This window comes from Mesobacillus maritimus, assembly GCF_019749255.1.
Lineage (GTDB): Bacteria > Bacillota > Bacilli > Bacillales > Cytobacillaceae > Mesobacillus_B > Mesobacillus_B maritimus_A.
Genome location: NZ_JACWFH010000019.1, coordinates 66,027 through 87,931, shown reverse-complemented (window position 1 = coordinate 87,931; position 21,905 = coordinate 66,027). Strand labels below are relative to the sequence as shown.

The following is a 21,905-nucleotide window of genomic DNA, read 5'->3' as shown; positions in this document are numbered from 1 at the left end:
TCAGCAAAATGTCTATGAGCCGCACCCTCAAGGACAAAACATGCTGCTAACCTCAGCAAAATGTCTATGAGACCCTCCCTCAAGGACAAAACATGCTGCCACCTCAGCAAAATGTCTATGAGCCGCACCCTCAAGGACAAAACATGCTGCCAACCTCAGCAAAATGTCTATGAGGCGCTTCCTCAAAGACAAAACATGCTGCTAACCTCAGCAAAATGTCCATGAGAAGTTCCCTCAAAGACAAAACAGACTGCCACCACAGCAAAATGTCTTTGAGTGTTTATCTATCATGCACTGAACTTCACTAATTCATGGGAGAAGTTAGAAATAGAAGACTCTCAATAAGAAGTGTATAATTCAGAATAGAAAAAGATTTATAGAAAAGGGATGGAAAATGACATTACAACAATTAAAATATGTGATTGAAGTAGCAAGAAGCCGGTCAATTAATAAAGCTGCACAAAGTTTGTTTATTAGTCAGCCTAGTCTTTCAAACGCTCTAAAAGAACTGGAAGAGGAAATCGGGATTACGATTTTTCTGAGAACCAATAAGGGAATCGTGATTACCCAAGAAGGCTCGGAATTTTTAGGATACGCCAGGCAGGTCGTGGAACAGGCGGAACTTCTTGAAAATCGTTACACCAAAACCCGGTCGCTGCAACAGAATTTCTCTGTATCTGGTCAGCATTACGCGTTTGCGGTCAGTGCTTTTGTTCGTTTATTAAAAGAGTATGACCGTGAGGAATACGAGTTTACTCTTCGCGAAACCAGGACCTATGAAATCATTGATGATGTGAAAAACCTGCGTAGTGAGATTGGGATCTTATATATGAATGATTTTAATAAACATGTGATTTCCAAGTTTCTAAGAGAAGGAAATTTAAAGTTTCATGAGTTATTTGAAGCGAAACCACATATTTTTATTAGCTCAAGCAATCCTCTCGCGAAACAAGACTATGTCACCTTAGATGATTTAGATCCTTATCCATACTTGTCCTACGAGCAGGGGGAGTATAACTCTTTTTACTTTTCAGAGGAAATTCTGAGCACATTGACGCGCCCAAAGAATATCAAGGTGAGTGACCGGGCAACCTTATTTAACTTATTGATCGGTTTAAATGGGTATACGATTTCAACCGGGGTGATCAGCCATAAGTTAAACAGCAAAGACATTATTGCCGTACCGTTAAAGGTGGATGAGCGGATTCATGTTGGCTATATTACCCATAAAAATGTTACGACCAGTAAGTTAGGCAATATCTACATCCAATATTTAAAAGAGTCCATCGATGAGGAATTACGATAGTTATAGCTTAAGACTATAACAAGGAATAGATTTTATGTGTTACGTTATAATGATTTCCTATGCTACACTTACGTTATACCAAATCAACAATATTCTTAATTTTTATTAAAAGGGTAAGAGCAAATAAAAAGGATAGAAAGTAGGAGATTCATAATGACAAAGACACTTGTAAAAGCACCTTTTAAAGCCGACCATGTAGGAAGTTTATTGCGTCCAGAAAGAATTCATCAAGCAAGAAAGGACTTCCAAGCAGGAAATCTTACAGCTGAAGAACTTTATAGTATTGAAACAGAAGAAATTACGAAAGTCGTCGATAAGCAGATCGAAGTTGGGCTACAAGCTGTTACAGATGGCGAATTCCGTCGTCGTTTCTGGCACACTGATTTCCTAGAACACCTTACTGGAGTAGAAGGATATGTTCCAGAATCTGGATTTTCTTTTAAAGGAGAAGAAACAGAGCGCTATGATGTACGTGTGACTGGCAAAATCTCGTTTAACCAAGATCACCCACATATTAAAGATTTTAAACTTTTTAAAGAAATAGTTGGTGATCGTGCGGTTGCAAAGCAAACCATTCCAAGTCCAAACCAAATGTTTAATGCGGGTATTCGCAATCTAGAAATTTATCCGGATCTTGAAGAATACGCAAACGATGTCATCCAAACTTACAGAGATGCAATCAAAGCGTTTTATGATGCTGGTTGCCGTTATTTACAATTAGATGATGTGTATATTGCTGGATTGAATGCACCAGAAATTCCATTTAACGATAGTGGTTCTACTCGTGAACAACTAATCGATTTGGCCCTTCGTGTGGCAAATGGCGTTCTAGAAGATAAGCCTGAAGATCTTGTGATTACAACGCACCTTTGCCGTGGGAACTACCGTTCAAAATGGGCATTCGAAGGCAGCTACGCAAAAATTGCGCCAACTCTATTTGCCAAAGAAAAGGTTAACGGCTTTTTCCTAGAATACGATGATGACCGTTCTGGTGATTTCGGACCATTAGAATACATTCCAAATGGAGGCGCACAAGTCGTGCTAGGTGTGTTCACATCAAAACATGGAACACTAGAAGACAAGGAAAATATCAAAGCGCGTGTAGAAGAAGCAACAAAATACGTGCCATTAGAGCAATTATGCATCAGCCCACAATGCGGCTTCGCTTCCACTCACCATGGAAATATCTTAACGGAAGATGAGCAATGGGCGAAATTGAAATATATCGTAGATATCTCAAAAGAGATTTGGGGATAAGAAAGAAAGTAAGCGAACAGCTAGAGATGGCTGTTCGCTTTTAATGTGTAAAAATAGATGATATTAGATCCCGAGAGCGTTTATATAGATGCGAAAAAAAGACACCCGATAATTATTCGGATGCATACTTCATGATTCCATGTATAAAAACGGAGCCTTCTCGCTGGACACATTCTCTTATCTTGATTTTCCCTTCACGTTCTAACTCTCCCAGCCATTCATTGATCTTATTTTCTTCCTCTTTTGACGCTTTCGAAATCTCTGTAGAAAATAAATTACTTCGACTTGCATTACGCAGACTTTTAAATAGTTCAATTTTATTCATTCGACACCCCTTTTCTTTTTTATTTCGACATAAGGGGGCTATTCTCCTTTCAATCCCCATCATTTCTTCGTGGGACAAGGGGACAGGTACCTTGTCTCACATTTTTGCGAGGAAAAGTGGGAAGGGGGACTATGGCTACCGGAAATCCTTATTTTTCTTCTGCAAAGCAAGGTATCGGGGAAAGCAGTTTTTATTAATATAAAGGTTAATTTTAAATGAAGGTTTAGGAAAAAGGTATTGTTCAATTTATCTGTCACTGAACTTATGAAATAACCATGGTACCCCAACAAAAACGATTATTCCCGAAATGATTGAGAACAAAATAAACTCATCAATAACATTTGCTAGATAGAGGGTAAATAACAAGACGAAAAAGATTATTCTCCAATACAACACGAGCCTTCGCATAGTAGTCCCTCCTATTCTATTTAAATTTTTTGGATAAAATAAATGACCTTACCAAATGTTACCTTATTGAATAATTCAGTACAATGGGATATGGGAGTAGGTCCGATGACTTATTTCTGATTGATCTTTTTTTTCATTTTGGCCAGTATCATTGACAAGCACATAGAAAAAAAGGGAATATCCCCCAAAAAGTGAGAGCACTTTTTGGGGGATAATTCCTTATGTAAGAGGGACAAGGAGAAGAATTTGTCCCACTTTTATTTCATCAAGAATGATTATACCTGTCCTAAAATTCGTCTTTATATCTGCTTTTAGTGATTGAAGTTATTTAATTTTGCAACAACATTTTGAATCAGCGCTTTCACGCTTTGTTTTTTAGCTAGCCGTGGACTTTGCCCAGACCAAAGCGACATAGAATCACGATTTTGTTGTGAAGAAGCCGCTCTTCTCAGGTTTTGTGTTAACGTGTTTTGTACCGGAAAGGGTGGAAATGAGTCTTCAAAAGGCTCCATGTCTGAAATGAATTTGTTTTTAATTCCTCTTGCATACTTTCCTGAAAAAGAACGAGTGAGAACAATCTGATCTTCCTTAGCGTGCAGAATTTCTTCTTTATGTCGCTCATTTGCGCCACTTTCCAGACAGGTTAGAAAGGCCGTACCCATTTGGACGCCTTGTGCGCCTAAGTATAGGGAAGCAGTTAAGCCTCTCCCGTCCATAATTCCACCAGCAGACACAACAGGAATTGTCACCTGATCCGCCACTTGAGGAATGAGGGACATGAGGCCGACTAAACTTTCTTGATGGCCATCTAAAAAGTTTCCGCGATGCCCACCAGCTTCACTGCCCTGAACGACGACAAGGTCCATTCCACTTTTCTCAACTTCAATCGCTTCTTGAACGGTTGTTGCTGTGCCAAGCAAAATGACGTCATGTTGTTTTAAAGTCTCAATAATCTCTTTAGAAGGAATCCCAAAGGTAAAAGAACAAATAGGAACCTGTTCGTCGATCACTACTTTTAGCTGTTCGTGGAAGGTTGCTTGTACTTCATTATAGTCAGGGATTTTTACGGGTTCTTCTTGAATATGCAATTCCTCTCGTATAGGCTCTAAGAGCTGGTTGGCACGTTCAATCTCCTTTTCTTTTACATCAAATGGTGCTGGAACAAACAAATTGATTCCGAACGAGTTGGATGTTAACTCTTTCATTTCGCTAATTTGTTTCCGCATTTGCATTGGCGTCATATACCCTGCACCAATCATGCCTAAAGCTCCACTATTCGAAACCTCCGCGACCAACTTTGAAGTGGTTATCCCACCTGCCATTGGTGCTTGAATTATCGGATACTGTATCATCAATCGTTCAGTCATCTCATTCTTAAACATTTTTACACCTCTATTTTTTTTGCTTGTATTCCTACATTAATTCTTTGCTTTTTCTTAAATTCCTCTATTGGGCTAGGGGAGAGGCTCCGCAAATCAACGGTTGAAACGAAAAATAAGTTTTACTAGAGTAAAGATATAAAAATAGCGAAAAGAGGAGCTAATTTCCAAACTAATAGTTCAACCATGCTGGATGCGTTCGGTCTTTTCCCATCTGCAATGATCTTATTGGTGACGGCTTTTATCATTGGATTCATTCTTACGGTTTTGAGGGTTTATTATCGAATAAGGGGGAGGGGACACACTTAATACGAAAAACGCCTCGTTTATTTATGAACGAGGCGTTTTTTGCATTCCTAATCCTATAGCTCCTTTGTCATAAAAACGCTGTTTGAATCTTTCACGTAATCTGCAAAAGGCAAACAATAGGTAAAGCTGAATGTTTCATATAGTTTTCTTGCTGGTTCAAAAGAAGCCATCGAGCCAGTCTCCAAACTGAGCCGTCTATAGCCTCGCGCTTTTGCTTCTTCAAGAATGTACTGAAGCATTGTTCTAGCAACGCCTTTTCTCAGGTAGGAGGAGGAAGTTCTCATCGATTTAATCTCTCCATGAGCGGGATCAAGTTCTTTTAGTGCGCCCATGCCAGCTAATTCAGTGCCTTCCCAAGCAGTCCAAAAGGTGATGTTTGGTTGCCTTAATTCTTCTACATTTAGGGCATGTATGCTCTCAGGAGGAGAACTCAAAGTCATCCCATGAAGATGTTCTTTTATTAATTCGGCCACTTCTATTCCAGATAAATCATCTTTTTTGATTTCCATAATTAAACCTCCCATTTATCTACCATTAAAATAAAAAGGGGCAAAAAATGCCCCTCTGTGTTTTTCCTATTTTAATAAATCTCTAAGCTCGGGGTCTCTGATTTCAACAGCATAATCGTAAGCTGTTTTCCCTTCAGAGTCTTCTAGCGTTTTATCCGCTCCGTTTGTTAGCAATAGTTCGACAAGTTCAACGTCTGCTACGTTATAAACGGCATTCATTAAAGGAGTGGAGCCCCAATTGTCGGTGGAATTGACATTCGAACCATTTTCAATTAACCACTTTGCAGTCTCGATATCTCCCCAACTTACCGCATATTGAAGGGCTGTATAGCCTTCTGCATCTTTTTCATCAATATCTGCTCCTTCAGCAACAAGTTGTTCAAGCTTTTTCTTGTCTTCTTCCATCACAGCTTGAATAACAGGAGGGGAGTCCACCAAATCCTCTTCATATATATACTCGTCATCCTCATAAGAATAGCTGTCTTCGTATAAATATGGATCTTCTAAAAAAGAGGTGAGAGCTTTGGATCCTTGTACAAGGAGGACCATAGCACCTGTAAGGGAAGCGGCTATTACAATAGAAGCAATCGATCCTAACACAATGATCCCTGTTTTCTTTTCACGAACAAGCGGATAAAGCTCTGGATTCACCCAATGCTCCAATGCATTGATTCGCTTCGGTAAATCGGGGTGACTTGAAAGCTTTTCACTCATCCAAGCAAAAAACCCTGATTCCTCCCTTAATTGTTGAACATAAGCCTCTTTATTCATTTTTCCTGAAAGCTTCTTGCCGATTGCCAGCATTGACAAAGTCTCTTTGGCTGTATTGACGTTGCCAACATAATAAGCCGCATAGCGGTCACAGGTATATTCACAAGCACGTAAATAGGCTTCTCCTAGAAAAGGAACAAACATTGCCGGAAGAAGGAGAAGATGAATCAACACATGACGGCGTTTCAAATGAGCAAACTCATGGGCTAAAACAAACAGTACTTCCTCTTCACGGTTCTCTTCTACTAAATCAAAAATTTCGGAATAGACAACCACCATATTTTTACCAAAAAAGCGGGTCGCAAAGGCATTCAACATTCCCATTGATTCCATGACATAAATGGCGGGCATTTTCACTAATTCCATGTCCTCGGCAAGCTTTACCGCTTTCTGATAAAGGTAAGGAAATTGCTGTTCACTTATGCGAACTCCATTTCGACGAATCGATGCCATAGATAAGGCATGAAAAAAATAAGAAACCAACATCAAACCCAAAATAATGAGGATCCCAACAAGCGAAAAAACGAGAACCACATATGCCAAAATACTAAAGAGTAAGGTTATGGCAAAATAAATATTCTCCTTACGATAAACCAACCTATTTTTCAAACTTTCCTCAAGCACCCAATTTCCCCCTGTAGCTATATTCTATTTTCAAAATATATATAACAATAAGATTATAGGGGAAATGTGTAGGAATAGGAATAAGTATTTTTTTCAAAATGGTAGGAAGATTTAACTAGAGTATGAGGAATGAGTACCAATTGATTAATAAAGTAGGAAGGGGCAGGGACGGAGACAAAACTCCTGTTTGATAGGATGATACATAAAAAGCAACCATCGCAATGACGATTGCCTTCATTTGGGCCTATCTTCTGTTATTTCAATAGTGCTTTTTTAGTGGCAGGTCCGACGATCCCGTCGGCCTTAAGTTTATTGGCTTTTTGGAACTTTTTGACGGCTGCTTCTGTGTTTGATCCGAAGATTCCGTCCGTTCCTTTTGTACTATAGCCTTTATTTGTAAGGATTTGCTGAAGTTTCTTTACATCAGCACCTTTCATTCCTTTTTTTAGCAGAGTGCTTGAAAAGGATGTATCCACAGAAACCGATTTTGTAGCTGTTTTCGCGGTGGTAGTGGATTTTTTGGCTGTAGATTTAGGTGCCGGAGTATTGCTACTTAATGCCTTTTTAGTAGACTCTCCGACAACACCGTCCGCCTTAATATTATGAGCTTTCTGGAATTTCTTAACGGCAGCTTCTGTATTTGAACCGAAGATTCCGTCAATTCCTTTTGTACTATATCCCTTGTTGGTAAGGGTTTGTTGAAGTTTTTTAACTTCTGTCCCTTTCATGCCCTTTTTCAGGGGCTTACTTGAAAAGGTAGGGTTATCTTTTACAGTCTTCTTAGATGTTTCTTTTTTGGCAGGTGTCTTAGAAACAGAGGTTTTCTTTGCGAGTGCCTTTTTAGTAGACTCTCCAACAACACCATCGGCCTTAATATTATGGGCTTTCTGGAACTTCTTAACAGCGGCTTCTGTATTAGAACCGAAGACTCCATCAATCCCTTTTGTGCTGTAACCCTTGTTAGTGAGATCCTGTTGTAACTTCCTAACTTCTGCCCCTTTCATGCCCTTTTTAAGGACCGAGCTTTTAGGAGCGGTAGTTACAGGAACCGCATCTCCGCCAGAAACTTTATACCCATTGGCTGCTGCAATCGCTTGGAATGATTTCTTTGAAGATGTGATAATAACAGGGGTGTTCACCTTCACCTTGCTATACAGCCATTCTACTTCGTCATCGTACATCCGCACACAGCCGGCACTAACATATCCGCCAATCGAACTAGGATTATTGTTGCCATGGATGGCGTAAGTAGTTCCCCAAGTTCCTCGAGCATTTATGCCTAGCCATCTGTTCCCAAGTGGATTCCTTGGGTCACCGCCAGGGATGTTCCCGCTATAATAAGGGCGATTCTTAATTTTATTGACGATTTTAAACTTGCCCTCCGGCGTATAAGAAGGCTGTCGACCGGTTCCCACCTTAAAGGTTCTAACCAGTTTACTATTACTATAATAAGCCAGTTGATTATTCGACTTATTGATAATAATAAAATCGCTGCCTGCAGCCTGAGCTGGTACCTCAAAGAACACGATGGATACAAGCAGCATCAATCCAATAAAGATTTTCTTCATTCCCATCCTCCCCTAAGTCCAAAAACAATTCTCCTACATAAAGCCCATTCACTAGAATTTTATTCTTGAACTTTACTAGATTTTATCTACTCTAATCGTTACATATCTCACCCTTATTTGGTAATATTTTCTTTCAACTTTTTGCGACAAAAGAACTATATAAATGTCGAATTTTAGAATTTTTACTTATTTCTAGTTAAATAGTGCTAGTTATTAATGTTGGATCAGGTGCCGGTATTAGGAGAGGATTTGGAAAAGGATTGTTATGTTAGAGAATCCAGCGTGCCCGAAAAGAGGAGAGAATCATCAAAAAGGGAACGTTGGAGAATCCAGCGTGCCCGAAAAGAGGAGAGAATCATGCAAAAGGGAACGGTGGAAATTCCAGGTGCCCAAAAAGAGGAGAGAATCAACCAAAAAGGAACGGTGGAGAATCCAGCGTGCCCGAAAAGAGGAGAGGATCATCAAAAAGGAACGGTGGAGTAGCCAGCGTGCCCAAAGTGAGGAGAGTATCATCCAAAAGGGAACGGTGGGAAGTCTAGCGTGCCCGAAATAAGGGGAGAACGTCAAAAAGGGTACGCTGGAAATTTCAACGTGCCCAAAGGAGGTTTATTTACTAGAATACAGGAATAGTGCCTGACCACATTTAACAAACGCATTACCGCACCCAGAAGGACAGGCACCATCAATCCCAATTCCTACTGTTTTGGCATGCCAGGGGGATAGTAGTAGGGAGGGACTTTGATCCACCCTCGTTTTCTCATTGTCTCGCGTAAAGAGACGCCAAATTTCATTTTTTCTAGCAAACAATGTGTAAAATGAGCGCCGATGTCGGCTCTGATTGCTTCACTAGCAGCAGTTGCACAATGGACCACGGCTGTTGCCGTTTTCAAACTTAATCCGTTCATAATTTCTTCATCTGTTAGTTTCACTCCTAATGGTACGGCATTAGGATCTGAATTTGGCCGATTCTCACTTGTGGGTGGGAAATGGATTCCTTCTTTTTTCATTAATTCTTTAAAGCGGTTTACCTGTGTTTCACATTGCTTTAAACTCTCTGTTAACTGTTGCCTTACTTCATCGTCATTCGTTGTGTTAAGGCCAACTTGAATGTAGATGGTTGCTTCATCCATTAACGCAAGGTACATCCAACAACTCATCACTTCTCCAACATGTAAGGGATTTTTAGGTTCATCATCGAGATTCATTTGTAAAAAATCTTTCACTGCTTCAAAAATGGTTGTCACTTTCTTCACCTCCTACCGTTCCTAGTAGATTTAGTGTTTACATACAATCATAAGTTTATGTTCAAATTAAGAACAACTGTGACCAGTCGAGCGAATGACGCTTCCGTTCACGACTATAAGTATTTGAAGGTTAGCAAATCTTCTACAAAACAGAAATTAGCCCACGGACCCGAGTGATTGACCTAAACGACAATAAAAAAAGTTGGAAGAGCAATCTCTCCCAACGTACCAACCAATTATCCATTATAAAGATGACATGCCGTAAAATGCCCATCTCTCACTTCTTTCCACTCAGGAGCAGATACACGACAAATGTCCATTGCCTGTTTGCATCTTGTTCGGAAAACGCAGCCGGAAGGGGGATTGATGGGACTTGGGACATCTCCTTCAAGAACCATTTTGTCTGTTTTGATGTCAGGGTCCGGGATGGGAACAGCCGATAATAAGGCTTGAGTATATGGATGCAATGGTTCTCGATAAAGAGAGTCACTGTCCGTTAATTCCACCATATGGCCAAGGTACATCACCAAAATTCGGTCTGAAATGTATTTCACCATGGAAAGATCATGGGCAATAAATAAGTAAGTTAAGCCTAATTTTTCTTGCAATGATTTTAAAAGATTCACGATTTGCGCTTGAACAGAAACGTCCAAGGCAGAGATAGGCTCATCACACACAATGAATTTTGGGTTTAAGGCGAGTGCCCTAGCAATCCCGATGCGCTGCATTTGTCCGCCGCTGAATTCATGTGGGAACCTGTGAAGATGCTCGGGGTTTAGCCCAACTAATTCTAATAATTCCACGACGCGTTCTCTGCGTTTTTTCCCTTTCAACACACCGTGGATATCAAGTGGTTCCGCAATAATGTCTTCAACGGTCATCCGCGGATTTAAGGATGCATATGGGTCCTGAAAGATAATTTGGACGTCTTTGCGAAGTTTTTTCATTCCTGCCTTATTTAACTCATAAATATTGGTTCCGTTGTACAACACTTCTCCCTCTGTTGGGTCAAGAAGGCGGATGATGGTTTTCCCCGCAGTTGATTTTCCGCAACCGCTCTCTCCAACGAGTCCCACCGTTTCGCCTTCAAAAATAGTTAAAGATAGGTGATCAACCGCTTTTAAAGGCTGCTTTTTAAAAAAGAAATATTTTTTTAAATCGTTGATTTCCAGAAGTGGTCTCTTTTCTGATACTGTCAAAGTCATCCCTCCTTTACTTTGCGTTTTCGACTTCTTTTCTCATTGGATGATGCAACCAACAGGCAGCGTGCTGATCCCCTCTAATAAAATCTAGAGAAGGGGAGTGGTCCTTGCAGACTCTCATTGCTTTTTCACAGCGAGGAAAGAAGGAGCAGCCTTTTGGAGGATCGAGTAAATCGGGTGGTGTCCCAATAATAGGTTTTAATTTCTTGGTCCGATCCATGTCTAACCGCGGGACGGATTTCAGCAGACTTTCGGTATAGGGGTGAGAGGGGCTAGAGAAAATTTCCCGAACCGAGCCGCTTTCGACCACCTGTCCGGCATACATGACGACCACACGATCACACATTTCGGCAACAACGCCAAGGTCATGGGTAATTAGAATAATCGACGTATCCATCTGTTCTTGTAGTTGTTTCATCAGTTTTAAAATTTGCGCCTGGATGGTGACATCAAGTGCCGTTGTTGGTTCATCTGCAATCAATAGTTTCGGCTGACAAGCCAAGGCGATGGCAATCATAACGCGTTGCCTCATTCCGCCTGAAAATTCATGCGGATATTGATTGATTCTTTTATCTGGTTGAGGAATGCCGACCGTTTCAAGCATGTGTACCGCCTGGTCGATGGCTGCCTTTTTATTGATGTTTTTATGCTTCATTAATCCTTCGGCAATCTGATAGCCAACCTTACTTGTAGGATTCAGCGAGGTCATCGGATCCTGAAAAATCATGCCAATGTCATTGCCTCTAATCCCCAGCATTTCTTTTTCCTTTTTATCTACTAAGTTATCTCCGTTTAATAAAATTTCCCCCTGTTTTATTTCTGCTTGTTGGGGAAGTAACTTCATAATCGTTTTCGCTGTTACACTTTTCCCGCAACCAGATTCACCTACAATCGCAATCGTCTCTCCATGTTTGACATGAAAGGAAACGTCTCGCACCGCTTGAACCTCGCCGCCATAGGTTTTAAAGGAAACTTGTAGATGATTGATTTCTAGTAAATGACCCATCAAACCCCTCTTTCTACTAGGCTGTTTTCTCGTACTTGTGTATTTGAATAATAATAAAGGATAGTAAACTTAGTCTCACGGCCAAATAAGCTAGTTCATTTAGAGAAAAGAGCTTGCTAAATAAAATATATTGCACCAAATAGCTTTTCCTTGCGTTAAAATCGGCTTTAGGATTTTAACAACAATATTTACAAAACCCCTATCTATTTTCTTAATTTCGGATCAAGCGCATCTCTGAGCCCATCGCCAAACACGTTAAAAGCAAACATCGTCAGTGAGATCAGCGCAGCTGGAATCATCAATTGATAAAAGTTGCCGATTAAAATACTGCCGAGTGCATCGCTGGCCATCGTTCCCCAACTCGCTTGTGGGGCAGGGATGCCTAGGCCTAAAAAGCTCAGCGTCGCTTCAACAAAGATCGCGGTAGGGACAGATAAGGTAATATTAACTAAAATGGGACCCATCGTATTTGGAATCATATGCTTTCGCAAGATCCAAGAGGTGGAGGCACCCATGGCAGTGGCCGCCTGCACAAACTCATTTTCTTTTAGCTGCAATACTTGACCTCTCACAAGTCGGGCCATTTGAATCCAGCCTGTAATAGACATCGCAATGATAATCGACCATAACCCACGTTCAAGAACAATCATGATTAAAATCACCATTAACAGGAAAGGAATCGCATAAAGAACCTCGGCAATCCGCATCATGATGTTATCGGTTTTTCCTCCGCGAATCCCAGAAATCCCACCGTAAAAAACACCAATCACAAAATCAATAAAGGCCGCCATAAACCCAATAAATAAGGAGATTCTAGCTCCGTACCAAGCCCTGGTAAAAAGATCGCGACCGGAGGAGTCCGTCCCAAACCAATGCTCCGCATTCGGGCGTAAATTCTTTTTTGTAAAATCTTGTTCGTAAAAGGTGTAGCTGTTTAAGTAGGGACCAATGATGGCCATGATGATTAACACGATAATCGTAATGAGTCCGATCATCGCTAACCTGTTTTCTCTTAACCGAATCCAAACATCTGCCCAATAGGAGAGACTAGGCCGGGCAATTTTTTCAGCTTCTTTAAAATCATTGTCAACAGGCAGAAACATGTCCTTTGTCAGCTTTGGCTTCTTGTTCATTTTCGGCCTCCCGGAACCTTGATTCTTGGGTCAATCCATGTATAAGCAAGATCAACGATTAAGATTAAAAAGATAAGGATGGCACTGTAAAAAATCGTGGAACCAAGAATCACTGGATAGTCACGATTAAAGATTCCTTTTACAAACATTTCACCCATCCCCGGGATTCCAAAAATACTCTCGATAATGAAGCTTCCAGTTACAAGGTTCGCAATTAAGATTCCTAACACCGTTACAATTGGAAGCATCGCATTTCGAATTGCGTGTTTAAAAATGACCGAATATCTGGATAACCCTTTTGATTTTGCTGTTAAAATATAATCTTGGCTTAACACTTCAAGCATGCTCGAGCGCATGAGTCGCGCAATGTAAGCCATTGGCATCATCGCAAGCGCAATCGATGGCAATACAGTATGAGACCACGACTTCCAAGTCGCAACCGGAAACAGGTGCCACTCGACGGCTAGATAGTTAATTAGAATGGTAGCTAAAATAAAGTTCGGCACCGAAATTCCGATAATCGCAAGGACCATGGCAACATAGTCTGGCCATTTGTTTCGGTTTAGTGAAGCAATCACACCGAATATCAACCCAAACGTAATCGCAATTACCATCGCTTGCGCTCCTAAATGCAAGGAAATCGGAAATCCATTTTTAATATAATCATTGACTGAGATGGAAGAGGACTTTAGTGATGGTCCAAAATCTAGTTGAAGTAAGGATTGCAAATACAGTCCATACTGTGTGAGCAATGGTTTATCAAGATTATAATAGCTTTGGAGATTGTCATAGACAGCCTTTGGCATGCTTCCTTCTTGGGCAAAAGGGTTTCCGGGGATGCTGTGCATCAAGAGAAACGTTAACGTGATGATCACCCAAAGCGTAACCAAGGCTAGGCATATTCTTTTCAATGAATATTTGAGCACCGTTCTCCCTCCATTTCTATGAAGATATCAGTAGAAAATCGGGGTATGCTCAAAGAGCATACCGCCGATTCAGATGAGCGTTTATTCGATATCTGCATAGATGAACTGAGGATAACGGTTAATTGGTGTATAGATTCCTGTTACATTTGGTTTAACGGTAAATGGTTTCGTATAGAAATAAATCGGGAGGATTGGCATTTCATCCATGAGAATTTTCTCGGCATCATGCATCGCCTTCATGCGAACTTCTTGGTCCATCGTGGTTTTGGCTGTCTGAACCAATTTGTCGTATTCAGCATTGCTCCAATCGGCATCATTATATGGACCATCTGTTACCCAAAGATCCATAAAGGTCATTGGATCAACATAGTCGCCAACCCAACCAGCACGTGAAATTGTATAATCACCTGCTTTTTCACGGTCAAGTTTTACTTGGAACTCTACGTTTTCAAGTGTCATTTCAATGCCAAGGTTTTTCCGCCACATTTCTTGAACGGCTTCGGCAATCGCTTTATGACCTTCGGAGGTGTTATACGTCAACGTGAAGTTCGGAATCTGATCCATGCCTTCTTCCGCTAAGCCTTCTTCAAGGAGCTTTTTCGCTTCATCTAGGTTTTCCTCGAACAACTTGCCCGTATTTTCTTGGTAATCACCGTTCACATCTGGAATTCCAGGTGGGACGACGGAATAGGCAGGAGGTTGCCCACCTTGTGCCACATGGTCAACAATGGTTTGTCTTTCAATCGCCATTGATAGTGCTTTACGAACCTTTGGATTATTAAAAGGTTTGACGTTGTTGTTGATATTGTAATAGTAAACGGATAGATCTGGTCCTGCGACAAACTCAGGGTCATTATTGGCCATCAATTGACCTTGAACGTCTTGTGGAAGTGGATAAACTAAATCTAGTTCGCCGGCTTGATACATCTGCCATGCGGTATTTTCATCATCAATGATAACAAAATGGACTTCATCCAAGTTGATTTTATCTTGCTCATAATAATGTTCATTTTTCGCAAGCTTAATGCTTTCTTTGTGCTTCCATTCTGTCAATTTAAACGCACCATTGGATACATACGTATCTGCTTCTTGATACCATTCTGGGTTATCTTCTTGGACCTTTTGATTAATAGGATAATAGGTATAAAAAGAAGTAAGATCCAGGAAGTATGGTGTTGGTTGGGCAAGTTTCACTTCTAATGTTTTCTCATCTGTTGCGGTTACGCCAACTCCATCTTCGCCAGCTTTGCCTTCATTAAATTCTTGACCGCCTTCTAGATAATAGAGCTGGTAGGCATAAGTCGACGCTGACTCTGGATTCAAGGCATATTTCCACGCATATTCAAAATCAGTTGCGGTCACCGGGTCGCCGTTTGACCAATGAATACCATCGCGTAAATGGAACGTCCAGGTAAGGCCGTCTTCACTTGTTTCCCATTCTTCAGCCATCCCCTGAATAATTTCACCTTCTGGCGTTTTCTTGGTTAGCCCCTCAAAGGCATGCTCTAATATCCATGAGTCATGCGTTCCTTGCGCGGTTCCAGGGTGCAGGGAACCAGGTTCCGAACTATTATTGAGTCGTAAAACTTTCGGAGCTGTTTCCTCTGTTTCGTCGCTCGGTTTTCCTGAATCATTTGATGCAGGCTCCTTCGTCGTGCCGCCACCAAAACAGCCAGACAACACAAAAAAAGTACTGAGTATGAGTATAAGAGTGCTACCCAACTTCTTTTTCAATCCAATCCCCCCTAGAATGGTTATAAGTGGAAATCACTGTTTCCATCTCTATCATATAGAGAGGCTTGTAAAAATATTACAAAGTTATTAATTTCTCACTAAAAAGGAATAATCCATTGATAAAGGGATTTATCGCTTTAAATCAGTGAGGTAGGGGATTGAAAATGGGGGAAACTAGTATTTTTTCTATTAGCATATAAAAATAGACTTTCTGACTTTATCGTGACAATCTAAAAGAGCAACAAGCAGCTAATCAGTCGTACCGATCATGACCAAATACCCCCTTGATAGAGCTCAAGGAGTTTCATAGAGGGACGAAAAATGATAAGGGAGAAATCCTTTTCACAATAAACCTATCATTGGTACCAAACTGTATCACAAGATCCATACAAAGTAACAAGGGAGCAACTGGCCTTCCAATGCTCCCTTCCCAGCTTATTTAAATATGCTCAAATATTCCTTCCATGGCCCAACATCTGTGCGATACCTTTTCGCCATAACCCGCACAATTTGAGCGATATGGGTGAAATCATGAACAGTCCATGTGGAAAGCAATTCTCGCACCCTTACTACACCAAAGGCTGGATGGAAACCGGTCTGTTCGAGATGTAGCTCGGGGTCAATAAGTTTTCTTAGTTTCGTGATATTTTCAGTTCTTAGCGTTTTAAATTCCTTCAATTTTTCTTCGATGGAGACTTCAGTTGATAAGCGTAAATGTGCAAAGCGATCAAAAGGAGGCAAGTGTTGGTTTTTCCTCTCCTGAAGCATTGTCTCCAGTCTCGGCATCCAGTTGGTTTTTTCACATTCGATCAGATGATTCACCACTTCAAACGCATTCCAGGTTCCTTCGCCTTCATTGGATTGCAACCACCCATCAGATAAACCAGTTAACAGCTGCTCTAATGTTTGGGGTGTCCGTTCGAGGATTTCAATGCTTTCTTCAAGGTTAAAATTCATTTTTACCAACCATCCTTTCTATAGAGCGGACGACTTCTATACTCCTTCGTGGGGAATTCATTACAATCTACATCATAATCAAGGTAGTAAAATAGATTTACCCAAGGAATAATTGTGGCCGGTTATCAAGTACACGAAAAAACATCTACGCTGTCATTCTATTTTATGATGATACTGTTTGTACCAATTTACAAAATGACGTAACCCATCCTTTAGGGATGTTCTCGGGGAGAATCCAAAATCCTTCTGTAAGTCGGTCATGTCTGCATAAGTCTCCTTGACGTCGCCAGGTGGCATCGGCAACAATTCAAGTTGCGCTTTTTTCCCAATGAGTTCTTCTAAAATCTGAATAAAATCAAGGAGCTTTACTGGCTGATGGTTTCCGATATTATAAATTTTGTAAGGCGCATCACTTGAACTAGGTTCAGGATGTTCTCGGTCATAATGAGTGTTGCGTTTCGGCGGGGAATGAAGCAAGTGCAGGACGCCTTCTACAATATCATCAATAAAAGTAAAATCCCTGCTCATCTCCCCATAATTAAATACTGTCACTGGATTTCCTTCCATGATAGATTTTGTAAAAGTGTAATAGGCCATATCGGGCCTTCCCCAAGGTCCATACACGGTAAAGAAACGCAGACCAGTTGTTGGGATCCCGTATAGATGGCTATATGAATGGGCCATTAATTCATTCGCCTTCTTAGTGGCAGCATACAAACTAACTGGATGATCAACCGAGTCCTTCGTTGAGAATGGTATTTTCGTATTGGCTCCATACACTGAACTCGATGAGGCATAGATCAAGTGTTTGACTTTATAGATTCTGCAAGCCTCTAACACATTGGTAAACCCCACGAGATTGGAAGAAACATAGGAATAGGGGTTCTTCATGCTATATCGAACGCCGGCTTGAGCGGCAAGGTTGAGCACAATCATGATGGAATGATTTTCAAATATTGAGTGAAAAGCAGGTTGGTTGTCAATGTCGACAGGATAAAATTGAAAATTTGGCTCCTTTTCAAGAATTGTTAACCTGTCTCTTTTTAATTGGCGATCATAATAGTCATTCAGATTATCTACACCAATCACATGATCCCCTCTGGCTAGTAGCTCTTTTGCAAGGTGGAAGCCGATAAACCCAGCAGCTCCTGTCACTAAAATGCTCATTTTTTATTTGTTCTCACTTTTTTTCTTTTTTTCGCTCGCTTTGGTGGTTGTTGATTGCTAAATTCTAGCGTAATTACTTCGTCCTCATTTTGTAGTGGAATATGTGTTTTTGTCCAGTGAGCATGGGTGTTTGGGTCCAGTTTCTTCACTTGGTCAAGAAAAGAGTTTAGAAAGCCTCGTTCGTGAAGGTTTTGAAATAATTCGATTGGTCGATCTTGTTCGCGAGCGTACGAATACACATGGTCGACTAGTTTAAACCCTTGGTTGGTTACAAATATATGTCGAAGAGGGGCATCAATTTGTTTAAAACCAGCATTTTTCATCTCTAGCAAAATATCTAACAGGCGCCGAGTAATTTCCTCTGAAAGGTGAGATTGTTTTTTTAAATACTGATTTAAGTTGGGGCCAAGTAAATATTCCATTCGTACATAGTTAGCGCCAGTTTCATGGACCTTTGGGATAAAAGACAAATGTTGATTGGATAAGAGCACATCTTTTTCTTGTTTACAATGTTCGGGTTTCCCATAGATTTTTACACATTGATCTTCAGCAATTCGGTAAACTGCTCCTTGATGTCCTTTGCCGATAAGTGGTTGCGTAACAGAGCTCTCAACCTTCACGCCTTTTCCTGACCCGCCGGAGGTAACAGGAATATTTTTATAATCAAAACGGTTTTCAGTAAAATAGCGATCCCATCGTTTATACGTATCTGGCTCTAATTGTTTTACTCGAGATAAAAAAGAGTCTTTTAATAGGATAATATTTAAGTCCCTGAGCAACTTTAGCGGGACTGGATGGATTCTTTTGAACGCATTTACGTGGTCAACGACTTTCAGTTCCTCATTTTCAAGCACAAAAATATGTCTAAGTGGAGCATCAATCATTGTGAATTTTGCCTTTTGCATGTCCCTAAGCATACTTAAAAGTTTTCGGGTAATTGATTCTGGGATATAGGTGCAATTTCGAAGGTACTCCTTTAGTGTTGGAGCATCAAAATATTCCATCACAATATAGTTATGGCCAGTTTCAAATAATTTCGGTAAAAAGGGTAGGTGTTGTCCAGCGCGAAGGGCTTCTGCTTCCATTTTTGCTTGAATAGGGTCCGTATAGATTTTGACACACTTTTCGTCTGAAAGTTTAAATACAGCTCCTTGTGAGCCCATGCCAATTAACGGATAAGAAGTAGGGTTATCGATGGCTAGAGTTTTGATGCCTTTTGTGACAGTAATGGTTTTAAAATCTTCCATGATTTCTACCTCCTAACAGATCATTATAATAGTTTGCTTGTACCAGCAGTTGTTTCTTCAAATCAAAAGACTGTTCGACTTTTCTCCTTGCAGCAAGGGTGAACGATTCCCAAAGATCCTGGCGGGTAAGCATAAATTCAAGTCCCTCCACAAGTTCGTCTACATCATTTTCTCGAACCAAAATCCCTTCTTTTTGATGAGTAATCAATTCAGGGATACCGGCATGTGTGGTCGAGAGGACAGGAACGCCAAGAGCCATCGCTTCTTTTAAAGTATTAGGAATTCCTTCTACATCTCCATTCGTCGCTTCTAAACTAGCCGCACAAAAGACATCAGCCTTTTTCATATACTCTCGTACCTGTTCTTTAGGTAAGTGTTGCAACAGTTGGAAGGACCCTCCTAAATTTAGTTGAGTCGCCAATGAAGTAAGTTCATGTTGAAGTTCTCCACGGCCAATAATGGTCAAAGTTGCGTCTGGAAATTTCATTTTAATTTTTTGAAATGCCTTCATTAAAAGATGGTGGCCCTTTTTTTCTACTAATCTACCGACTGAAAGAATATGATGGCTACCTGACGATACTGGTTTGCTGTAAGGATACTGATCTAGGTCAACGCCTCCATAAAGAACTTTGATTTTCTCCGGTGGACAGCCCCAAGCTAGAATCCGATCAGCTAAATACTGACAGACTGGATAAAATTCCTCGCCTTGGTCAAAGAGCATTTTCATATTTTCTAAATATCCAACAGGTTGATTCGCTAGGGTCGCATCTCTGCCACGAATACTGGTCACTAACGGAAGGTTGGTCTTTTCTTTAAAAGGGAGTAACAGAATACCTAATTGCCCATGGTGGGCATGTAAAAGAGAAACGTTGTTTTTTTTCACAAATTCAGCAGGCTGGAAAATTTCATTGAGATAATGAACCTTCTCATTTAGCAATGCGAGGTCAATCATATACTTTGGTTGACGAACTAAATGGATGTAGTCATACATAGGGACCTGTCGGATTTGGGGAATGTATTGAGTGGGGTCGACTCTTAAATTCAAATGCATAACGGTTGCCAATGCACTCGCTCCTTTCCAAAAAATACAGTGCTAGTGTAGGATATTCGAGCGAAAGAAAAAGCGTGGTGGACAAAGTGGCAATGAATTTATAACATGGATACGACTAGTAACAAACCCCGTTAGAATTAGTCACAATGACTGCTTTAAACATAGGTAAGTAAACCCTGTTACACGTTCTCCTTTTATTTCTCCAGTTGCTCAATCAATTTTATATCAATAGTCATATGGAGACCTAAACAACGTTTGTCATGGTATCATATAATTGGAGTGAAAATTTCTACTCATTTAATACTAGTAGTTGTGGAAAGGTCGTAGTTAGATGGATTCAAGAGATAAAGTTGTAGAAATGATTATTGAACAAGGACAAAATGTTCTTGCGAGTATGAAGGATTTGAAGCGGAGTGCGCATAAAAAGGGGAGAGAACGTTCTAAATTATACGAACGATTTGTGGCAAACGAACATTCGTTTAATGTGTATCTGTATATTGATGCCGAGAATGAGCAATTAACAGAGGTCCAACATTTCCAACACAAAGTAGAATTGTTTCGGGAGCTCTTTACGGGGGTACAGACTGACTTTGATAAAGAGGTTGACGTGAAAACAGTGGAACCTATTTATGAAGAAACGAATTTTGCCTATAAATCTTTGAAGAATGTTCTTGAGGGGTAAGTCTACACTCTCATGGATAAGTGGCAAATAGGGGATGTCCTTTGGTTTTTGTTCGGGAGGATTTGCTCTTTTTTGTACTCATAATCCATAATGGCTACATGCCAGTCACTCATAATAAAAAAAGTCGCTAGATTATCCATCAGATAATGTAGCGACTTTCTTTATGAGGCAAGGAACCTATGTCTTATCTATGAGAATAGCGCATTGAAAAAACCCAACTGAAGGAAAAGTCCCTCAGTTGGGTAAGGTTATTGCGCTTTTACCAAGTCAACAAAGTCATGTAACTTAGCTAATGTAGTGATATTTTGATTGCACTTTTGGCTGTCTTTGCAAATATAATTTCCTCTACTTGTATAGGTCTCTCGTCCGCTTTTCACTTTTGCCATGAAAAGTCCAACTTCTTCCACTTTGCTACAGATGGAACAGATACCTTTTTTGCTTTCCCTGAATGTTCCATGTACTCCTATTAACTGATGATTGTTTTCAAAAATGAGGAATTTCCGATCTAAACGGATATCGTACCAACCCAAATAGGAAATTTCCTTGAAATCAAGTTCTTCTAGGTGTGTAACCTTTAATTTCTTGATTTTAGGAAAGAGCTTGGTGGCTGTTTTTTCCGTCACTTTTTTGAACGGAATAACATAGGTTCTTAGTTCTTCTAGGAAGTGTCTTGCCTGGACGTCTTCTTTGATATCCAATAGTGTATTTAGGATTGTCTGCTGATTTGCAGTTAAATCAGGAAACAGGGCTTCTATTTTAACATGAGAACTTGACTTTAGCGCCTCAAGAATATCTTTGTCTTTACTCGTTCCATGAGCAAGTACTAGGTTAGTTACTTGGGCTTTAATGAAGTTAAATTGATCATTTCTCATGAAGGCTTCTATCTTTATTCCTGCATCTTTTTGGGTTTTCATTTCTTCCAGCTCCTTATTTTATAAAAAATATACGTTGAAAATAAGGTGCAAAGCCTTTTTATCAGAAATGTGATAATCGATTGGCGATTGTTTTACCCATTATACCCCATGCAAAGAATCGCCTTTCCAATACCAGGCTTTGCATGAGTAGACACGAATAATGGCGAATGGTTTTGCATTCTTACC

The 21,905-nt window shown here is 40.3% G+C and carries 21 protein-coding genes; 4 read left to right on the top strand and 17 right to left on the bottom strand.

The features are described from left to right. Positions 1-394 precede the first annotated feature (394 nt). Positions 395-1,306, top strand: a complete 912-nt coding sequence (locus H0185_RS15160) for a LysR family transcriptional regulator (RefSeq protein ID WP_221874352.1) — start codon at positions 395-397, stop codon at positions 1,304-1,306. Between the two features lie 153 nt (positions 1,307-1,459). Further along, a complete protein-coding gene (locus H0185_RS15155; RefSeq protein ID WP_221874351.1) occupies positions 1,460-2,563 on the top strand; it encodes a 5-methyltetrahydropteroyltriglutamate--homocysteine S-methyltransferase in 1,104 nt (367 codons plus the stop codon). Positions 2,564-2,675: 112 nt separating this feature from the next. Here H0185_RS15155 and H0185_RS15150 read toward each other — a convergent pair whose 3' ends face one another. From H0185_RS15150 to H0185_RS15120, 6 genes are all read right to left on the bottom strand, one after another. Further along, positions 2,676-2,888 carry a hypothetical protein gene (locus tag H0185_RS15150; protein WP_221874350.1) on the bottom strand — a complete coding sequence of 71 codons (213 nt, stop codon included), beginning with the start codon at positions 2,886-2,888 and terminating at the stop codon, positions 2,676-2,678. Between the two features lie 246 nt (positions 2,889-3,134). After that, positions 3,135-3,296 carry a hypothetical protein gene (locus H0185_RS15145; RefSeq protein ID WP_221874349.1) on the bottom strand — a complete coding sequence of 54 codons (162 nt, stop codon included), beginning with the start codon at positions 3,294-3,296 and terminating at the stop codon, positions 3,135-3,137. A gap of 311 nt (positions 3,297-3,607) precedes the next feature. Further along, a complete protein-coding gene (locus H0185_RS15140; RefSeq protein ID WP_221874348.1) occupies positions 3,608-4,678 on the bottom strand; it encodes an NAD(P)H-dependent flavin oxidoreductase in 1,071 nt (356 codons plus the stop codon). Between the two features lie 359 nt (positions 4,679-5,037). Next, on the bottom strand, positions 5,038-5,493 hold the full coding sequence (locus H0185_RS15135; protein WP_221874347.1) for a GNAT family N-acetyltransferase: 456 nt from the start codon (positions 5,491-5,493) through the stop codon (positions 5,038-5,040). Between the two features lie 66 nt (positions 5,494-5,559). Continuing rightward, positions 5,560-6,888 carry a M48 family metalloprotease gene (locus H0185_RS15130; protein ID WP_221874346.1) on the bottom strand — a complete coding sequence of 443 codons (1,329 nt, stop codon included), beginning with the start codon at positions 6,886-6,888 and terminating at the stop codon, positions 5,560-5,562. Between the two features lie 254 nt (positions 6,889-7,142). Further along, positions 7,143-8,456 carry a L,D-transpeptidase family protein gene (locus H0185_RS15120; protein ID WP_246629219.1) on the bottom strand — a complete coding sequence of 438 codons (1,314 nt, stop codon included), beginning with the start codon at positions 8,454-8,456 and terminating at the stop codon, positions 7,143-7,145. Positions 8,457-8,813: 357 nt separating this feature from the next. Here H0185_RS15120 and H0185_RS24315 point away from each other — a divergent pair, with 357 nt between their 5' ends. Then, a complete protein-coding gene (locus H0185_RS24315; RefSeq protein WP_281427629.1) occupies positions 8,814-8,939 on the top strand; it encodes a hypothetical protein in 126 nt (41 codons plus the stop codon). Positions 8,940-9,151: 212 nt separating this feature from the next. Here the strand turns inward: H0185_RS24315 and H0185_RS15115 are convergent, their stop codons facing one another. The 10 genes from H0185_RS15115 to H0185_RS15070 form a co-directional block, all read right to left on the bottom strand. Beyond that, complete coding sequence (locus H0185_RS15115) at positions 9,152-9,700, bottom strand: DUF3231 family protein (protein WP_221874345.1); 549 nt, start codon at positions 9,698-9,700, stop codon at positions 9,152-9,154. A gap of 236 nt (positions 9,701-9,936) precedes the next feature. Further along, positions 9,937-10,899, bottom strand: coding sequence for an ABC transporter ATP-binding protein (locus H0185_RS15110; RefSeq protein ID WP_246629218.1), 963 nt, complete (start codon positions 10,897-10,899; stop codon positions 9,937-9,939). Positions 10,900-10,912: 13 nt separating this feature from the next. Then, positions 10,913-11,908, bottom strand: coding sequence for an ABC transporter ATP-binding protein (locus tag H0185_RS15105; protein ID WP_221874343.1), 996 nt, complete (start codon positions 11,906-11,908; stop codon positions 10,913-10,915). A gap of 203 nt (positions 11,909-12,111) precedes the next feature. Continuing rightward, a complete protein-coding gene (locus H0185_RS15100; protein ID WP_221874342.1) occupies positions 12,112-13,041 on the bottom strand; it encodes an ABC transporter permease in 930 nt (309 codons plus the stop codon). Beyond that, entirely contained in the window at positions 13,038-13,967 is a 930-nt protein-coding gene (locus H0185_RS15095; RefSeq protein WP_221874341.1) for an ABC transporter permease, read from the bottom strand. Before H0185_RS15095 ends, H0185_RS15100 begins: the two co-directional genes overlap by 4 nt. Positions 13,968-14,048: 81 nt before the next feature. Continuing rightward, positions 14,049-15,701 carry a peptide ABC transporter substrate-binding protein gene (locus tag H0185_RS15090; RefSeq protein WP_221874340.1) on the bottom strand — a complete coding sequence of 551 codons (1,653 nt, stop codon included), beginning with the start codon at positions 15,699-15,701 and terminating at the stop codon, positions 14,049-14,051. Between the two features lie 435 nt (positions 15,702-16,136). Continuing rightward, the gene (locus tag H0185_RS15085; protein ID WP_221874339.1) at positions 16,137-16,658 is read right to left on the bottom strand and encodes a DinB family protein; all 522 of its coding nucleotides are present in this window, start codon (positions 16,656-16,658) and stop codon (positions 16,137-16,139) included. Positions 16,659-16,811: 153 nt separating this feature from the next. After that, positions 16,812-17,825 carry an NAD-dependent epimerase gene (locus tag H0185_RS15080; protein WP_221874338.1) on the bottom strand — a complete coding sequence of 338 codons (1,014 nt, stop codon included), beginning with the start codon at positions 17,823-17,825 and terminating at the stop codon, positions 16,812-16,814. Then, positions 17,822-19,072 (bottom strand): hypothetical protein, encoded by a 1,251-nt coding sequence (locus tag H0185_RS15075; protein ID WP_246629217.1) that lies wholly within the window; start codon positions 19,070-19,072, stop codon positions 17,822-17,824. The genes H0185_RS15080 and H0185_RS15075 overlap by 4 nt, the downstream gene beginning before the upstream one ends. Next, entirely contained in the window at positions 19,059-20,135 is a 1,077-nt protein-coding gene (locus tag H0185_RS15070; protein ID WP_221874337.1) for a glycosyltransferase, read from the bottom strand. Before H0185_RS15070 ends, H0185_RS15075 begins: the two co-directional genes overlap by 14 nt. A gap of 319 nt (positions 20,136-20,454) precedes the next feature. Here H0185_RS15070 and H0185_RS15065 point away from each other — a divergent pair, with 319 nt between their 5' ends. Then, on the top strand, positions 20,455-20,805 hold the full coding sequence (locus H0185_RS15065) for a hypothetical protein (RefSeq protein WP_221874336.1): 351 nt from the start codon (positions 20,455-20,457) through the stop codon (positions 20,803-20,805). 248 nt (positions 20,806-21,053) lie between these two features. On the opposite strand, the gene H0185_RS15060 is transcribed toward H0185_RS15065, so the two are convergent. Then, positions 21,054-21,719: a FusB/FusC family EF-G-binding protein gene (locus H0185_RS15060; protein ID WP_221874335.1), complete on the bottom strand. Its 666-nt coding sequence runs from the start codon at positions 21,717-21,719 to the stop codon at positions 21,054-21,056. Positions 21,720-21,905: the final 186 nt, after the last annotated feature.

What these genes read in the sequence shown, in the direction of transcription:
- H0185_RS15160 (WP_221874352.1), top strand. Translation starts at nt 395, where the DNA reads ATGACATTACAACAATTAAAATATGTGATTGAAGTAGCAAGAAGCCGG.
- H0185_RS15155 (WP_221874351.1), top strand. Translation starts at nt 1,460, where the DNA reads ATGACAAAGACACTTGTAAAAGCACCTTTTAAAGCCGACCATGTAGGA.
- H0185_RS15150 (WP_221874350.1), bottom strand. Translation starts at nt 2,888, where the DNA reads ATGAATAAAATTGAACTATTTAAAAGTCTGCGTAATGCAAGTCGAAGT.
- H0185_RS15145 (WP_221874349.1), bottom strand. Translation starts at nt 3,296, where the DNA reads ATGCGAAGGCTCGTGTTGTATTGGAGAATAATCTTTTTCGTCTTGTTA.
- H0185_RS15140 (WP_221874348.1), bottom strand. Translation starts at nt 4,678, where the DNA reads ATGTTTAAGAATGAGATGACTGAACGATTGATGATACAGTATCCGATA.
- H0185_RS15135 (WP_221874347.1), bottom strand. Translation starts at nt 5,493, where the DNA reads ATGGAAATCAAAAAAGATGATTTATCTGGAATAGAAGTGGCCGAATTA.
- H0185_RS15120 (WP_246629219.1), bottom strand. Translation starts at nt 8,456, where the DNA reads ATGAAGAAAATCTTTATTGGATTGATGCTGCTTGTATCCATCGTGTTC.
- H0185_RS24315 (WP_281427629.1), top strand. Translation starts at nt 8,814, where the DNA reads ATGCAAAAGGGAACGGTGGAAATTCCAGGTGCCCAAAAAGAGGAGAGA.
- H0185_RS15105 (WP_221874343.1), bottom strand. Translation starts at nt 11,908, where the DNA reads ATGGGTCATTTACTAGAAATCAATCATCTACAAGTTTCCTTTAAAACC.
- H0185_RS15100 (WP_221874342.1), bottom strand. Translation starts at nt 13,041, where the DNA reads ATGAACAAGAAGCCAAAGCTGACAAAGGACATGTTTCTGCCTGTTGAC.
- H0185_RS15085 (WP_221874339.1), bottom strand. Translation starts at nt 16,658, where the DNA reads ATGAATTTTAACCTTGAAGAAAGCATTGAAATCCTCGAACGGACACCC.
- H0185_RS15080 (WP_221874338.1), bottom strand. Translation starts at nt 17,825, where the DNA reads ATGAGCATTTTAGTGACAGGAGCTGCTGGGTTTATCGGCTTCCACCTT.
- H0185_RS15075 (WP_246629217.1), bottom strand. Translation starts at nt 19,072, where the DNA reads ATGGAAGATTTTAAAACCATTACTGTCACAAAAGGCATCAAAACTCTA.
- H0185_RS15065 (WP_221874336.1), top strand. Translation starts at nt 20,455, where the DNA reads ATGGATTCAAGAGATAAAGTTGTAGAAATGATTATTGAACAAGGACAA.
- H0185_RS15060 (WP_221874335.1), bottom strand. Translation starts at nt 21,719, where the DNA reads ATGAAAACCCAAAAAGATGCAGGAATAAAGATAGAAGCCTTCATGAGA.